General features: G+C 71.1%; 12 protein-coding genes. 4 read left to right on the forward strand and 8 right to left on the reverse strand.

Going from position 1 to position 15666, the window contains the following annotated elements; translation table 11 throughout:
• Positions 1–54: 54 nt before the first annotated feature.
• The 4 genes from dnaG to CLM62_RS45005 all read right to left on the reverse strand — a co-directional run bounded on the left by dnaG (position 55) and on the right by CLM62_RS45005 (position 5722).
• Positions 55–1956, reverse strand: a complete 1902-nt coding sequence (gene dnaG / locus CLM62_RS44990) for a DNA primase (RefSeq protein WP_095755685.1) — start codon at positions 1954–1956, stop codon at positions 55–57.
• A gap of 38 nt (positions 1957–1994) precedes the next feature.
• Entirely contained in the window at positions 1995–3269 is a 1275-nt protein-coding gene (locus CLM62_RS44995) for an NAD(P)/FAD-dependent oxidoreductase (RefSeq protein WP_095755686.1), read from the reverse strand.
• 135 nt (positions 3270–3404) lie between these two features.
• Positions 3405–4682, reverse strand: coding sequence for a deoxyguanosinetriphosphate triphosphohydrolase (locus CLM62_RS45000; protein WP_095755687.1), 1278 nt, complete (start codon positions 4680–4682; stop codon positions 3405–3407).
• 164 nt (positions 4683–4846) lie between these two features.
• The gene (locus CLM62_RS45005; protein WP_095755688.1) at positions 4847–5722 is read right to left on the reverse strand and encodes a sirohydrochlorin chelatase; all 876 of its coding nucleotides are present in this window, start codon (positions 5720–5722) and stop codon (positions 4847–4849) included.
• 211 nt (positions 5723–5933) lie between these two features.
• On the opposite strand from CLM62_RS45005, the gene CLM62_RS45010 reads away from it, so the two are divergent.
• A complete protein-coding gene (locus CLM62_RS45010) occupies positions 5934–6635 on the forward strand; it encodes a vancomycin high temperature exclusion protein (RefSeq protein ID WP_179382493.1) in 702 nt (233 codons plus the stop codon).
• Between the two features lie 160 nt (positions 6636–6795).
• On the forward strand, positions 6796–7086 hold the full coding sequence (locus CLM62_RS45015; protein ID WP_143659269.1) for a hypothetical protein: 291 nt from the start codon (positions 6796–6798) through the stop codon (positions 7084–7086).
• 107 nt (positions 7087–7193) lie between these two features.
• Here the strand turns inward: CLM62_RS45015 and CLM62_RS45020 are convergent, their stop codons facing one another.
• From CLM62_RS45020 to CLM62_RS45030, 3 genes are read right to left on the reverse strand one after another with little or no spacing between them, the layout of a single operon-like run.
• Positions 7194–7961: an enoyl-CoA hydratase-related protein gene (locus tag CLM62_RS45020; protein ID WP_095755690.1), complete on the reverse strand. Its 768-nt coding sequence runs from the start codon at positions 7959–7961 to the stop codon at positions 7194–7196.
• Between the two features lie 39 nt (positions 7962–8000).
• Positions 8001–9278: a hypothetical protein gene (locus tag CLM62_RS45025; protein ID WP_095755691.1), complete on the reverse strand. Its 1278-nt coding sequence runs from the start codon at positions 9276–9278 to the stop codon at positions 8001–8003.
• Positions 9275–10804 carry an amino acid adenylation domain-containing protein gene (locus tag CLM62_RS45030; RefSeq protein ID WP_095755692.1) on the reverse strand — a complete coding sequence of 510 codons (1530 nt, stop codon included), beginning with the start codon at positions 10802–10804 and terminating at the stop codon, positions 9275–9277. The genes CLM62_RS45025 and CLM62_RS45030 overlap by 4 nt, the downstream gene beginning before the upstream one ends.
• 372 nt (positions 10805–11176) lie before the next feature.
• Here CLM62_RS45030 and CLM62_RS45035 point away from each other — a divergent pair, with 372 nt between their 5' ends.
• Positions 11177–13348, forward strand: a complete 2172-nt coding sequence (locus CLM62_RS45035) for a molybdopterin oxidoreductase family protein (protein WP_095755693.1) — start codon at positions 11177–11179, stop codon at positions 13346–13348.
• An 80-nt stretch (positions 13349–13428) separates the two neighbouring features.
• Here CLM62_RS45035 and CLM62_RS45040 read toward each other — a convergent pair whose 3' ends face one another.
• Entirely contained in the window at positions 13429–13848 is a 420-nt protein-coding gene (locus CLM62_RS45040) for a gamma-glutamylcyclotransferase family protein (protein ID WP_095755694.1), read from the reverse strand.
• A 106-nt stretch (positions 13849–13954) separates the two neighbouring features.
• Between CLM62_RS45040 and CLM62_RS45045 the strand changes: the two genes are divergently transcribed.
• On the forward strand, positions 13955–15604 hold the full coding sequence (locus tag CLM62_RS45045; protein ID WP_095755695.1) for a M4 family metallopeptidase: 1650 nt from the start codon (positions 13955–13957) through the stop codon (positions 15602–15604).
• Positions 15605–15666: the final 62 nt, after the last annotated feature.

The raw sequence follows: 15666 nt of genomic DNA on the forward strand, positions 1-15666 counted from the left end.
GACTTTTTGAGTCCGGTCCGTGACCGCGTGGTTACCCTGCCGGACGCGACACGCTCAGAGAGCTGCGGCTCCGTGGTCCCTCAGGGCCCGGTCGTACTGCTGGAGAACCCACAGTTCGTTCTTCGCGGCAGCCAGCTGGGCCGGATCACCGCCCGCTTCCAGGCGCCTCACGGTGCCCTGGATCTCCCGGATGCGGCGCTCGACCGCTCGCCGGCGGACCGTGACGAGCTGGTCGCCCGCGTAGTGCTCGTCGACCGTCTTGCGCATGATCGCCTCGACCGCGAGTTCCGTGACCATCGCGCGGACGGCGTCGTCGGGGGCCACCTCGCGGACCCGGACCAGGTACTCCTGCGGGTCCTGCGTGCCGTACTCCGCGCCGCCGGCGTCCATGACGGCCTGGCGTACGGCCGCGTAGGGCGCGGCGGTGAACTCGTCGACGCCGTACGCGTCGAAGGCCGGGGAGACCAACTCGGGGCGCTGGAGGGCGAGTTTCAGGAGTTCGCGTTCGGTGGCGTAGACCGGGTTGCGGAGGTTGAGGGCCGGGCCGGACATCGCCGGGCGCGGCCGGTCGTCGTACTGCTGCTGGGGGCCCCGCGTCGGCGCCGGGCCCTTGCCGCCGCGGTCGCGGGCCCAACGGGCCAGCTGGGCGACGCGCTTGACGACGAACTGCGTGTCGAGGATGCCGAGCATGCCCGCGAGCTGGACGGCGACCTCGTGCTGGGCGCCGGTGTTCTTGATGCGGGCGACGATGGGCGCGGCCTCGTCCAGCGCCGCCGCCCGTCCTGCCGGGGTGTCCAGGTCGTAGCGGCCGACGATCTGGCGGAGCGCGAACTCGAAGAGCGGCGTGCGGGGTTCGACCAGGTCGGCGACCGCCTCGTCGCCCTTCGCCAGGCGCAGCTCGCAGGGGTCCATGTTGTCCGGCGCGATCGCGATGTACGTCTCGGCGGCGAACTTCTGGTCGTCCTCGAAGGCGCGCAGGGCCGCCTTCTGGCCGGCCGCGTCGCCGTCGAAGGTGAAGATGACGCGGGCGGAGCCGTTGTCCATCAGCAGACGGCGGAGGATCTTGATGTGGTCGCCGCCGAAGGCCGTACCGCAGGTGGCGATGGCGGTGGTCACGCCGGCGAGGTGGCAGGCCATCACGTCCGTGTAGCCCTCGACCACGACCGCGCGGCTGGACTTGGCGATGTCCTTCTTCGCCAGGTCGATGCCGTAGAGGACCTGGGACTTCCGGTAGATCGCCGTGTCGGGCGTGTTGAGGTACTTGGGCCCGTTGTCCGCCTCGTACAGCTTGCGGGCGCCGAAGCCGACTACCTCGCCGCCGATGTCGCGGATGGGCCACATCAGGCGGCCGCGGAAGCGGTCGATGGGCCCGCGGCGGCCCTCCTGGGAGAGGCCGGAGAGGATCAGCTCCTTGTCGGTGAAGCCCTTGCCGCGGAGGTAGCGGGTGAGGTGGTCCCAGCCCTGGGGGCTGTAGCCGACGGAGAAGTGCTCCGCGGCGGCCTGGTCGAAGCCGCGCTCGGCGAGGAACGTGCGGCCGGTGTCGGCCTCCGGGCTGCCGGCCAGCTGCTCCATGTACCACTCGGCGGCGATCTTGTGGGCCTCGACCAGGCGGATCCGCTCGCCGCGCTGGTGGGCGGGGTTGTACCCGCCCTCCTCGTAGCGCAGGGTGATGCCGGCCTGGGCTGCGAGGCGTTCGACCGCCTCCGAGAAGGAGAGGTGGTCGATCTTCATCACGAACGTGATGGTGTCGCCGCCCTCCTGGCAGCCGAAGCAGTGGAAGAACCCCTTGCTCGGGCTGACCTGGAAGGACGGCGACTTCTCGTCGTGGAACGGGCACAGGCCCTTCAGGTTCCCGCCGCCCGCGTTCCGTAGCTGGAGGTACTCGGACACCACGGCGTCGATCGGGACCGCGTCCCGTACCGCCTTCACGTCCTCGTCGTTGATCCGTCCTGCCACGCGTGAATTCTACGGTGGTGGACTGACAGCAGTGACGGTCAGGAAGCCTGGCCGCTCACGCTTTCCAACGGAACGTGCGGGTTCGCGAGCGCCTCGGTGTCCACCTGAGCCCTGGAACGAATCAGCTGCTGGATGGGCTCTGTGACGTCCCACACGTTCACGTTCATCCCGGCCAGCACCCGGTGCTCCTTCACCCAGAACGCGATGAACTCACGCTTGCCCGCGTCCCCCCGGATCACCACTTCGTCGTACGTCCCCGGGGGCGCCCACCCGCTGTACTCCATCCCCATGTCGTACTGGTCGGAGAAGAAATAGGGCACGCGGTCGTAGGTGATGTCCTGCCCGAGCATCGCGCGGGCCGCCGCCGGACCGCCGTTGAGGGCGTTGGCCCAGTGTTCGACGCGCATCCGGGTGTCGAAGAGGGGGTGCGGGAAGGCGGCGACATCGCCGGCCGCGTAGATGTCGGGGTCGGAGGTGCGCAGGCGCTCGTCGACCACGACCCCGCCGCCGTGCGCGCGGTCGGCGATCTCCAGGCCGGCCGCCTCCGCGAGGGAGACCCGTGGGGCGGCGCCGACCGCCGCCAGGACGTCGTGCGCGGGGTGCTCCTCGCCGTCGTCGGTGCGGGCGGCCAGCACCATGCCGTCCTGGCCGACGATCTCCGTCAGCTTCGCGCCGAAGTGGAAGCGGACGCCGTGCTCGCGGTGCAGCTGGGCGAAGAGGTTGCCGAGCTCGGGGCCGAGGACCGCGTACAGCGGGGTCGGCAGAGGCTCGACGACGGTGACCTCGGCGCCGTACTCGCGGGCCGCCGCCGCGACCTCCAGGCCGATCCAGCCGGCGCCCGCGATCACGATGTGGCCGTTGTCCCGGCCGAGGGCGGCCAGGACGCCCTTGAGGCGTTCGGCGTGGGCGAGGCGGCGCAGATGGTGGACGCCCGCGAGGTCCGTGCCGGGGATGTCCAGGCGGCGGGGCTCGGCGCCGGTCGCGAGCAGCAGCTTGTCGTAGCGCACAACCGTGCCGTCCTCGCCGAAGCGGACCGTCTTCGCGGTGCGGTCGATGGCGTCGACGGTCTGGCCGAGGTGCAGCTCGATGTCGTTGCGCGCGTACCAGGCGGGCTCGTGCACGAAGACGCTGTCGCGCTCCTCCTTGCCGAGCAGGTAGCCCTTGGAGAGAGGAGGGCGCTCGTACGGGTGGTCGCGTTCGTCGCAAATCAGTATCACGCGGCCGGTGAAGCCCTCCGCTCGGAGCGTCTCGGCCGCCTTCGCGCCGGCGAGGCCGCCTCCGACGATGACGAATGTCTGATCCGCGTCGACCACTTGATGCCTCCTCGTAAGGGTGTCGCCACATGCGAGCGTCCCGCACGCAGGGTGATGCGGGAAGAGGGAGTGGCCCGTTCAGGCCACGCAGGGTCACATTCGGGCGTGTTTCGGTTCACTCATGTCTCATCAGCATCACTGGTGCCCCGTCAGACGGGCGTGAAGCGAACGGGCCGAGGCGTCGGTGAGGGAGGCGATCTGGTCGACGATCACCCGCTTGCGCGCGCGGTCGTCCGGCGCCCGGTCGAACAGGGCACGGAACTGCGGGTCGAGGCCGTCGGGAGCACGGACGGTGAGCGCCTGAGCCAGTTCGGCGACGACGATCCGCTGGTCGGCGCGCAGCCGTTCCTGCTCGGCGCGCTGCATGACGTACCGGTCGGCGACCGCCTTGAGGACCGCGCATTCCAGGCGCGTTTCGTGCGGTACGACGAGTTCGGCGCCGTACCTCGTCAGCCGGCCGGTGCCGTACGCCGCGCGCGTGGCGCCCTCGGCGGCGAGGCAGAAGCGGCCGATGAGCTGGCTGGTGGCGTCCTTGAGGCGGGCCTGGGCGACGGCCGTACCGTCGTAGCCGTGCGGCCACCACTCCTGGGCGAGGAGCCGGTCGAGGGCCTCGGCCAGTTCGGCGGGGTCGGTGTCGGCGGGCACGTATCGCCCGATGGCGACCGCGAAGACCGCCTGTCTCTCGGGCTCGGCGTGCAGGCAGCCCGGGTCGATGTGGCCGGCGTGCAGGCCGTCCTCGACGTCGTGCACGGAGTACGCCACGTCGTCGGCCCAGTCCATGACCTGGGCCTCGAAGGTGGTGCGGGTGCCGGGGGCGCCCTCGCGGACCCAGTCGAAGACGGGGCGGTCGTCGTCGTAGACGCCGAACTTCGGGGACTTGGGGTCGGTGGGGTGGGCGCCTCGGGGCCAGGGGTACTTGGTGGCGGCGTCCAGGGCGGCGCGGGTGAGGTTGAGGCCGACGGAGCGGGTGCCTTCGGCGGTGAACCGTTTGGGTTCGATGCGGGTGAGGAGCCTGAGGGACTGGGCGTTTCCCTCGAAGCCGCCGCAGTCCTCGGCGAATTCGTTGAGTGCCTGTTCGCCGTTGTGGCCGAAGGGTGGGTGGCCGAGGTCGTGGGAGAGGCAGGCCGCCTCGACCAGGTCGGGGTCGCAGCCGAGGGCTTCGCCCAGTTCTCGGCCTACCTGGGCGCACTCCAGGGAGTGGGTGAGGCGGGTGCGGGGGCTGGCGTCCCAGGCCTGGCCCATCGTGCCGGGCGTCACCACTTGGGTTTTGCCGGCGAGTCTTCTGAGGGCGGAGGAATGGAGGATGCGGGCGCGGTCGCGTTGGAAGGCGGTGCGGCCGGGGCGTTTGTCTGGTTCGCCGGCCCAGCGGGCGACTGACGTCGGGTCGTAGCCGGGGGGGTTGGTGCCTGCCATGTCTCGACAGTAAGCGCAGGTAGTGACAATCGGGGTGCGCCTTTGCGTCTGCCGGGTTCTGTTGTGGCGCGAGTGCAGGTCGTCGTGGGCTGGGCGCGCCCGCGCGGCGGAGCCGCAAATTGATACAGCCCCGCGCCCCTAGGTAAGCGAATCCACCCGGCGTTTTAAGCCGAGGCCAGTGCCGGTTCCGTAGCCGTCGCCGTTGCCAGGGACTGGTCGTAGCGGTGGAGGAGCAGGCGGGCCATCGCGGGGTGGGTGCCCAGCGGGGCCGAGGCTATCCAGGGGGCCGCCTCTGCGGACCGCGTGGCGAAGAGGCCCGGGGCCGTGAAGTAGGAGGCCACGGCCACCCGGTGGCGGCCCCGTGCCGTCAAGGCGCGGATGGCCGTCTCGACCGTGGGTGTGGCGGCTGACGCGTACGCGGGGACCACCGGGACGCCGAGGCGTTCCGCGAGCAGGTGGGCCGTGCGGCGGGTGTCCACGGCTGCCTCCGGGTCGCGGGAGCCGGCCGCGGCGAGGACCACCGCGCTGGAGCGGCGGGTGGGCTCGTTCATCCGGGTGGGCCAGCCGGCCTCGACCAGACGGGCGTAGAGGGTCTCCACGAGCAGCGGGTGCGGGCCGAGCGGGGCGGCGACGCGCGTGCGGGCCGGAGAGGCGGCCGCCATCTCGGGGATGTCGCGCTTGACGTGGTAGCCACGGCTGAGCAGCAGCGGTACGAGGACGGCCTCGCCGGTGCCGAGGGAGGCGAGCGTGTCGGGCAGCAGCGGCTCGTTCAGCTCGATGTGGCCGAGGTGCACGGGCAGGCCTGGGCGCAGTTCGCGGACGCGGTCCAGCAGCGTGTGGACGGTGCTCAGCGTGCGCGGGTCGCGGCTGCCGTGGGCTACGACGACGAGCGCGGGCGGTTCGGGGCGCCGCCTGCCGTCGCGCGAGACGAGGTTGAGCTGGCTGGCGAGCTGGCTGGTGATCCGGTTCATGATGTGCGCCGTACTGTCGAGGGTTGTGGACTCGTCGCGAAGAGCTTCCGACTTGCGCGTCGCCGTCATGGACTGATGGTGGCGGGGGGAGGTTGCCGCCCCATTGCACAGGAATGACGGGTCTTTTCCGGGGGTTCACGGTGGGGTGCGGGGGGTGTGTGAGGTGCCGTGACCTGTGGTTTCGCCGTCCGAAGTGAAGCTGGTCACGTGGTGGGCGGCGAACCGTAGGGCGTTACAGGACGTCTCTGACTGTCGAAAGACGACCGGGAGGAACCCTCCGATGCGACTGCCGATGCCGCGCAGACCCCGCCTGCGCAGACCCCGTCTGCCGCGCACCCGCACCGGGCAGCGGCGGCTGGTGCAGGCGGTCATGGCCGGGTGCGTGCTGGCGCTGCTGCCGGCGACATGGATGTACGTCGTGACCGGGGACCGGCTGCGGACGACGGCGGACGTGCCGCGCACCGAGGTCGCCGTCGTCTTCGGCGCGGGCCTGTGGGAGGGCGAGCCGTCGCCGTACCTCGCGCACCGCCTGGACGCGGCGGCGAAGCTGTACCGCGAGGACCGGATCGAGGTCGTGCTCGTCACCGGCGACAACAGCCGGGAGGACTACGACGAACCCGACGCGATGCGTACCTACCTGACCCGGCGCGGCGTCCCTCAGGCGCGGATCGTCAGCGACTACGCGGGCTTCGACACCTGGGACTCCTGCGTGCGCGCGAAGAAGATCTTCGGCGTCGACCGGGCGGTCCTGATCAGTCAGGGCTTCCACATCCGGCGCGCGGTCGCGCTGTGTCAGGCGGCGGGTGTCACGTCATACGGCGTGGGGGTCGACGCCAGGCATGACGTCACCTGGTACTACGGCGGGGCCCGCGAGATTTTCGCGGCGGGAAAGGCCGCTCTGGACGCCGTTTTCCGGCCCGATCCGCGGTTCCTTGGGCCTCAAGAGCCGGGAGTGGAACGGGCGTTGAGGATGGCCGGATGAATCCGGACGTTTTCCGGCACCGCGTTTGACGAGAACATTTCACCCCCTGGAATGAAAACCATTCCGGCACTCTTTGTGATCGAACGATCACAGATGGTGTCGTCAGGTGTGCGGCGGCGGATCGGGCCGACCGCCGCGACCTTGGGGGAAGGGACACTCGATGACTCGTCTTCGCTCCGTGTTCGCCACGACCGCCGCGGTGGCGCTGTTCACCGTGGGGGCCGCTGTGGGTACCGCCTCGGCGGCACCCACGGACGGCGACGACCCGCGGCCGGCGGCGGTGGGCTGCGCCGAACTCGTCGGTTCCGGCGACGGATGGGCGGCGATCTACAACCAGTGCGGGCACGGGATCTACGCCTCCGTCGAAGTGGACGGCTGGGACCCGGCCTGCATCTACGTCGAGGCCTACACGACCGAGTACATCACTCTGGAATCGGGTGACGTCCCGTAACTACGCGTACGAGTGCTGACCGGGACCGTCCCCTGACCAGGGACGGTCCCTGACCGGGGCGGGAGCGGGGCCGGTGCCCCCGCTCCCGCCCTCGGCCTGTGTGAGCCTCAGCGTCCGGTGAAGCGCGGCCGGCGCTTCTCCAGGAACGCGGCCATCCCCTCCTTCTGGTCCTGAGTCGCGAACAGGGCATGGAACACCCGGCGTTCGAAGCGGATGCCGTCGCGCAGGCCGCTCTCCAGGGCGCGGTCGACGCACTCACGGGCGGCCCTGACCGCCGTACGTCCGTACGAGGCGATGGTCGCGGCCGCTTCCAGGGCCTGAGGCAGGACCCGCTCGTCGGGCACGACCCGGGAGACCAGGCCGGCGGCCTCCGCCTCCCGGGCGTCCATCGTGCGGCCGGTGAGGATCAGGTCCATCGCCTTGGCCCGGCCGACGAGGCGGGTCAGGCGCTGGGTGCCGCCGATGCCCGGGATCACGCCCAGCTTGATCTCCGGTTGCCCGAAGACCGCCGACTCCCCCGCGACGACGAGGTCGCACATCATCGCCAGTTCGCACCCGCCGCCCAGGGCAGGGCCGTTGACGGCGGCGATCTTCGGGGTGCGCAGGTCGGCGAAGTCCTCCCAGGCGGCGAAGTAGTCCTCCGCGGCCATCTCCACGGCCGTCTTCGCGGACATCTCCTTGATGTCGGCGCCGGCCGCGAAGACCTTCTCCGAGCCGGTGACGACGAAGCAGCCGACCTCGGGGTCCGCGTCCAAGGGGCGCAGGGTGTCGAGGAGTTCGGCGAGCAGTTCGCCGCTGAGCGCGTTCAGCACGTGCGGGCGGTGCAGGCGTACGGTCACCACGCGGTCGTGGCGTTCCAGCTTGAGGTTGTTCATCGGTTGTCTCCCTTATGCGGCTTACGAGGCTTACGAGGCCTACGAGTCCCAGATCGCGCCGTACGCCGGAATCCCGCGCCGCTCCAGCCCGTGCACCACCTGCCAGGTCAGCTTCTTGTTGGAGATGCAGATCACCGCTTCGGCCCCGAAGTCGCGGTACGCCTCGTAAGCCAGCCGGACCATGTCGGGCTTGCCGTGCCGGGAGGTGTCCCAGACGAGGGCGTGCGGCTGGACGGCGAGGATCTCGTCGACCAGGGCGTCGCCGTAGGTCGCGCGGGGGTCCCGGGTCGCCCAGACCAGGCGGGAGGGGACCTCGGCGGCCAGCAGGTGCGGCAGGCAGGGGCCGATGCCGCTGCCGGTCGCCACGTAGACCACCTTCTTGAACAGTGTCTCGATGTTGGCGACGCCGGCTGTGGTGATGCCCTTCACCCACACCCGGGACGGCATGTCGTCGATGAAGGAGCCGGTCCAGTCGCCGGCCCGGGAGATGGTGAGCCGGAAGCCGGACTCGCCGGGGGACGGGACGTTGGCGAAGGAGTGCCACTCCTTCAGCGGGCTGCGGCTGATCGCCGTGGAGGAACCGGCGAAGGGGGTCTCGCCGTGGTTGAAGCGGGCCAGCACCACGTGCCGGGAGGGCCGTTCGACGCGTACGTCGACCTTGCGCAGCCGCAGCCACGGCAGGGCGACGCTGAAGGTGACGACCGCGAGGACCGACACGGGTACCGGCCCCTGCCCGGAGAGCAAGGTGTGCGTCCAGAAGAGGGCGAGGCCACTCCAGCCGCCGAAGCGGTGGATCTTCTCGAAGTGGTCGTGGTGGCGGGAGCGGAAGGGAGGCAGGGCCGTGGCGATGATGACCAGCAGGAGGGCGATCAGGGTCCAACTCACTGCGATCAGAGGCCAGTTGCTGCCCTCCACCGTCACCGTGACCGCCAGTGCCAGGAACCAGCCCGCCCCCGCCAGCGCCCCGCCCACGTGCAGCCCACCGAAGTGGTACACCTTGCCCAGCGTCCAGCGGACCCGCAGCGGCCAACTGGGCGACGGCCAAGTGGCCAGCCGGAAGAGGAAGTTGATGACGTACTGCTGGCGGACGACGACCGCGAGGGCGAGGTTGGCGATCGCGGCGTGACCCAGTGTCGGCGTCGAAAGCGGCCAACCCGCGTACAGAAACGCCAGATTGGCGAGAATCACCAGTCCCGCCAGCCGGTTGTAGTGCATCAGGCGCGGGTGCTTGAGCAGGCGGCGGGACCCGCTGGTGAGCGGGGGCAGCTCGGCTGTCTGCCGTGTCTCCCCTGTCTCCCGGTTGAGTGACGTGGTCATCGGGCCGCCCCCTGAAGGGCCGTCCGCTCCTCGGCCAGCCGCAGCAGCGCCTGTTTGTCGATCTTGCCGCGGTCGGTCTCGGGGAGGAACGCGAGCGGCAGGACTTCGGAGGGCACGCAGTAGTACGGCAGGGCGTCCGCCACCGCGCGGCGGGCGGTGTCCGGGTCGACGTCCGCCGGGCAGACGAACGACACGAGATGGCGGGCGTCCCGTTTCACGGTCACCGCGCGCCGGCAGCCGTCGACCGACTCCAGTACCGAGGAGACGGAGTCGAGTTCGACGCGGAAGCCGCGCACCTTGACCTGGTCGTCGGTACGGCCGAGGTGTTCGAGCTCGCCGTCGGGGGTCCAGCGGCCCAGGTCGCGGGTGCGGAACATGCGGTGGCCGGGACCGAGGAAGGGGTCGGGGGCGTAGCGCTCGGCGTTCAGCTCGTCGTTGCCGAGGTAGCCGGCCGAGACGCAGTGGCCGCCCGCCCACATCTCGCCGACCTCGCCGATGGGTAAGGGCCGACGGTCGGCGTCGAGGACGTAGACCGTGTTGTTGGGGGTGGGGCGGCCGATGGTGAGCAGGGGGTCGGACGGGTCGTGGCGACGCATCGTGTTGACGATCGTCGTCTCGGTCGGGCCGCAGCAGTTGAAGAAGGCCGCCTGGCGGGCCCAGCGGTCGGCGAGCGGGCGTGGGCAGGGCTCTCCGGCGACGGCGACCGCGCGTACCCGCGGGCAGGCCGCGGGGTTGATGCCGGTCAGCACGGTCGGGGTGGCGATCAGCACGGTGGCCGTACGGGCCGCCGCCGCGATGTCCTTGCCGCGGATGATCAGGGTGCCGCCGTGGGCGAGACAGCCGAGGATCTCCCAGGCGGCCATGTCGAACGCGATGTTGAGGAGCTGGGCCACGCGGTCGCCGGGGCCGATGCCGAGGTCACCGGGGGCGGTGAGGAGGATGTTGGCGACGTTGCGGTGGGTGACCTTCACGCCGTTGGGCCGACCGGTGGTGCCGGAGGTGAACAGGACGTAGCAGCCGTCGTCCGCACTGATCGCCGGGCGCGGACCGGGTTCGTACGGCAGCGGCTCGTCGAGTGTGATCAGGCGGTGGCCGTCCGGCAGCGGCACGCGGTGGGCGTGTTCGGCGACGGTGAGGACCACGCGGGTGCGGGCGGTGCGGACGACGTGGGTGAGCTGGGCCGGGGGCGCGAGGCCGATGTCCTGGGGAACGTAGGCGGCGCCCGCCTTCAGGATGCCGAGCAGTCCGACGAGCATCGGGATCGAGCGGCGGACGAAGAGGCCGACGTGATCGCCGGGCCGTACGCCCTCCCGGGCCAGGCGGGCGGCGAGAGCGTCGGCGCGGCGGTCGAGCTCGCCGTAGGTGATCGTCGTGCCGAGATGTTCGGCGGCGACCGTGTGCGGGGCGGTCGCGGCCTGCCGTTCGACGGCGTGGTGGACGAGGGGGTCCGGGACGGGGACGGTCGGGCCGTGGCCGTACTGCCGGAAAAGGTGCTGGTCGTTGGTTGCTAAGTGGCGCAGGGGCATGTTGGGGGGACCTCCTGGCTGGCTGTTTCGAGTGACGGTTTGCCTTGTCCGGAATCGCCGGAATGAGCGGTGGGCATGCCCGGTGTGTCGAATGCCGTGCGGAGTCGTGCAGCGCCTTCGGATCCTTGGGTGAGGCCCGACTGTAGTGCCGGTTCTTCAAGCCTCAACTAGGTGAGATCGGCCAAGTATGGAACGAAATGAGCCACATGAGCTCGCATTCGCCACATGGGCAACTTTTGCCCCACCAGCGGCGACTCAGGGGTGGGCCTTCACGGCCCTCACGGCGGACGGGCGGCGGCGGGGAGGTCGCCGTCCCGCCCGTGTAACAGGGAACCGCCCGGCGCGTAACACGGCCGAAGCACGCTGAGAAGCATGCAGAACTCCGCGACGCCCACGCACTGCCCGTACTGCGCCCTGCAGTGCGGGATGAATCTGACGCCCGTACCGGACGGGACCGTCGAAGTGAGCGAGCGCGCGGACTTCCCGGTGAACCGGGGGGCACTGTGCGGCAAGGGCCGCACGGCGCCCGCGGTGCTCTCGTCCCGGGTGCGGCTGACCTCCCCGTTGGTGCGCTCCGAGGGCACGCTCGTGCCCGCATCCTGGGACGAGGCACTGGACCGGATCGCCGAGGGGCTGTCCCGCACGCGCACGGAACATGGCCCGGACGCGTGCGGGGTCTTCGGCGGGGGCGGCCTGACCAACGAGAAGGCGTACACGCTCGGCAAGTTCGCCCGGGTCGTGCTCGGCACCTCGCAGATCGACTACAACGGCCGCTTCTGCATGTCGTCCGCGGCGGCCGCCGGCATCAAGGCCTTCGGGCTCGACCGCGGCCTGCCCTTCCCGCTGGAGGACATCCCGAAGACGGGCTGCGTGATCCTGGTCGGCTCCAATCTCGCGGAGACCATGCCGCCATCGCTGCGCTTCTTCAACGAACTGCGGGAGAACGGCGGCACCCTGATCGTCATCGACCCGCGCCGCACCAAGACCGCCGAGCAGGCCGACCTCCACCTGGCACCCCGGCCCGGCACCGACCTGGCGCTCGCGCTCGGTCTGCTGCACCTGGTCGTCGCCGAGGGCCGGGTGGACGAGGAGTACGTCCGTGAGCGCACGGTCGGCTGGGAGGACGCGCGCGCCGCGGCGATGGCCCACTGGCCCGAGTACGTGGAGCGGATCACGGGCGTCTCCGTCCCCCAACTCCGCGAGACGGTACGGATGTTCTGCGAGCCGGAGTCCGCGATGGTGCTCACCGCGCGCGGACCCGAGCAGCAGTCCAAGGGCACCGACACGGTGGGCGCGTGGATCAACCTGTGCCTGGCGACCGGCCGGGCGGGGCGCCCGCTGTCCGGGTACGGCTGTCTGACCGGGCAGGGCAACGGGCAGGGCGGGCGCGAACACGGCCAGAAGGCCGACCAGTTGCCCGGCTACCGCAAGCTGGACGATCCGGCTGCGCGGCGGCATGTGGCCGAGGTGTGGGGCGTGGACCCCGACTCGCTGCCGGGGCCGGGTCGCAGTGCGTACGAACTGCTGGACGCGTTGGGCGGGGACATCAAGTCGCTGCTGCTGATGGCGTCGAACCCGGTGGTGTCGGCGCCGCGCGCCGCGCACATCGAGGAACGGCTGCGGTCGCTGGACTTCCTGGCCGTGTGCGACGTCGTGCTGTCGGAGACCGCGGCGCTCGCGGACGTCGTCCTGCCCGTCACTCAATGGGCGGAGGAGACGGGCACCACGACCAACCTGGAGGGCCGGGTGCTGCTGCGGCGGCAGGCGATCACCCCTCCGGAGGGCGTGCGCAGCGACCTGGAGGTCATGCACGAGCTGGCCGCCCGGCTGGGCGTGGAAAAGGGCTTCCCGACCGACGCCGAGGAGGTCTTCGAGGAGCTGCGCCGGGCGAGCGCGGGCGGGCCGGCGGACTACTCCGGGATCACCTATCGCAGGCTGGTGGAGGAGAACGGGGTGTTCTGGCCGTGCCCGACCGCCACCGCGGACGTGGCAGACGGTGAGGACGCGGCAGACGGTGAGGACGCGGCCCTCGATCTCCAGCCGGACGACCCGGCGCGGGACGACACCGCCGAAGGCGTCCACCCCGGCACCCCCCGCCTCTTCCTGGACCGTTTCGCCACGGCGGACGGCCGGGCCCGGTTCGTCCCCGTCTCGCACCGGGCGATCGCCGAGGAGCCCGACGCCGAGTACCCGGTGCTGCTGACGACCGGCCGGGTGGTGGCGCAGTACCAGTCCGGCGCCCAGACCCGGCGCGTCGACGAGCTGAACGCCGCCGCGCCCGGCCCGTTCGTGGAACTGCACCCCCGGCTGGCGGAGCGGCTGGGCGCGGCCGAGGGCGACCCGGTGGCCGTCGTCTCCCGGCGCGGCCGGGCCGTGGCACCGGCCCGCATCACCACCGCGATCCGTCCGGACACCGTCTTCATGCCCTTCCACTGGCCGGGCGAGGGCCGTGCCAACTCCCTGACAAACCCGGCACTTGACCCGACGTCACGGATGCCGGAGTTCAAGGCGTGCGCGGTGCGGCTGGAGACGGTGAAGTCGTAGGTCTACGGCCGCGGGTGGAGACGGTGAAGTCGTAGGGTTCACCACTGCGGGTGTGCGCGCGTTGAGGGTGCCGGTGCGGCTCACCCCGCCGACCAGTCCCCGCTCTCGATCAGCTTGCCCCGATCGCGCAGCCGGGCGGCGACGGAGGGCGCGGCGACGTACACCCAGGCGCGTACGGCCGTGCCGTCGGCGTCCCGGATCACCTCGCGCTCGACGCGTTCGTACAGATTGCGCGGGTTTCCCGGCGCGTACTCCTCCAGGCGGTCGAGGCCGGCGAGGAGGTCCTCGTACGCCTCCGGTCGCGCGGTGACGAGTTCCCCGCGCACCGTCCCGCCCCGTTCCTCCACGACGTACGGATAGCCGGGCCCGTCGTACAGCACCGCGTCGGTGAGTCGCGCCGGTTCCTCGGCCTGCGTGCGGCCGCGCAGGAAGAGGTCGTGGTTGACCTCGCCGGTGCGGAGGGTGCCGTAGACGAAGAAGGGGAGTCGCGTCGCTCTCACAAAAGCGATTCTCACCCCTCACACTCCTTCGCAATCCCGCCATGGACATGGCAGGTCAAGGGCCCCTTAACTCTTGGTCAAGATCAGGCCCTTCCCGAGGAGACCGATGAGCCGGATACGGCCGCATGCCCGAGGTTCCCGCCGTCCCGCCGCCGCCGGAGCGGCCGCCACCACCGCCACCCTGCTGGCCGTCGCACTCTCCCCCGCCGCCGACGCGGCCGACCGGCCGACCCGGGCCACCGCGATCGAGAACGCGGCGTCGGTACTCGCGGACCGGGCCTCGGCCCTGGGCCTCACCGCCGGGCAGGACACGAGCGTCCGGGACGTGGTCGTGGACGCGGACGGCACCCAGCACGTCCGCTACGACCGCATATACCGTCAACTCCCCGTCCTGGGCGGCGACTTCGTGGTCCACCTCGCTCGCGACGGCTCGTACCGCAGCGCCTCACGGGCGACGCGGAGCGCGATATCCCTGGCCAGCGTGACCCCCGCCCTGTCCCTGCGCCAGGCCACCGACCTCGCGGTGAACGCACTGCGCGCCGCGCACCTCGGCGAGACGCTGAGGAAGGTGACGGCCAAGCCCCGTCTGGTCGTCGACGCCCTGCACGGGGCCCCGAAGCTCGCGTGGCAGACCGACGCCGTGGCGCAGGACTCCCTCGGCAACCCGGTCGCGCGGACGACGCTGACCGACGCCCGCACGGGCGCCCGGATCGACGCCTGGGACAGTGTCGAGTCGGCGTCGGGCGACGGCGAGTCGCTGTACAGCGGCAAGGTCCCGCTGAACACGACGCTGTCGGGATCGACGTACCAACTCAAGGACGCCACGCGCGGAAACACGTACACCGGCGACGCGGCGAGCCAGACCGACCTGTGCGTCCTGGCGATCTGCCTCAGCCGGGCCCCCTCGGCGGTCTTCACGGACGCGGACAACCACTGGGGCACGGGCACGACGTCCGACCGGGCGACGGCGGCGGTGGACGCCCAGTACGGCACGGACGTGACCTGGGACTACTACAAGAACGTCCACGGCCGCAACGGCATCGCGGGCGACGGCAAGGGCTCGTACAGCCGTGTGCACTACGGCACCCGGTACAACAACGCCTTCTGGGACGACACCTGCTTCTGCATGACGTACGGCGACGGTGACGGGACCCAGCTCGGCCCCCTGGTGTCGTTGGACATCGCCGGCCACGAGATGACCCACGGCGTGACGTCGAAGACGGCGGCGCTGACGTACTCGGGCGAGTCGGGTGGGTTGAACGAGGCCACATCGGACGTCTTCGGCGCACTGGTGGAGTTCCACGCGGGGAATTCCTCCGACGCCGGCGACTACCTGATCGGCGAGAAGGTCGTCCGCTCCGGCTTCGGCCGGGAGGCCCTGCGGTACATGGACAAGCCGTCGAAGGACGGGGTGTCGGTGGACTGCTGGAGCCCGACGGTGGGGACTCTTGACGTCCACTACTCGTCGGGGGTCGGGAACCACTTCGCGTACTTGCTGGCGGAGGGCAGCGGCAGGAAGACGGTGAACGGTGTCAGCTACGACTCGCCGACGTGCGACGGGTCTTCGGTGACGGGGATCGGCCGCGACAAGGTGGGCAAGATCTGGTACCGGGCGCTGACGGTCTACATGACGTCGTCGACGGATTACGCGGGTGCGCGTACGGCGACGCTGAACGCGGCGCGGGATCTGTACGGGGCGGGGAGTGCGGAGTACGGGGCTGTGGGGGCGGCTTGGAGGGGGGTGGGCGTCGGGTGATCCCGCGCCGGGGGGCGTGAGGCGGCCGCCTCGGTCGTGAGGCCGGGGCGGCCATGAACGTG

The organism is Streptomyces sp. SA15 (assembly GCF_002291145.1).
Taxonomy (GTDB): Bacteria; Actinomycetota; Actinomycetes; order Streptomycetales; family Streptomycetaceae; genus Streptomyces.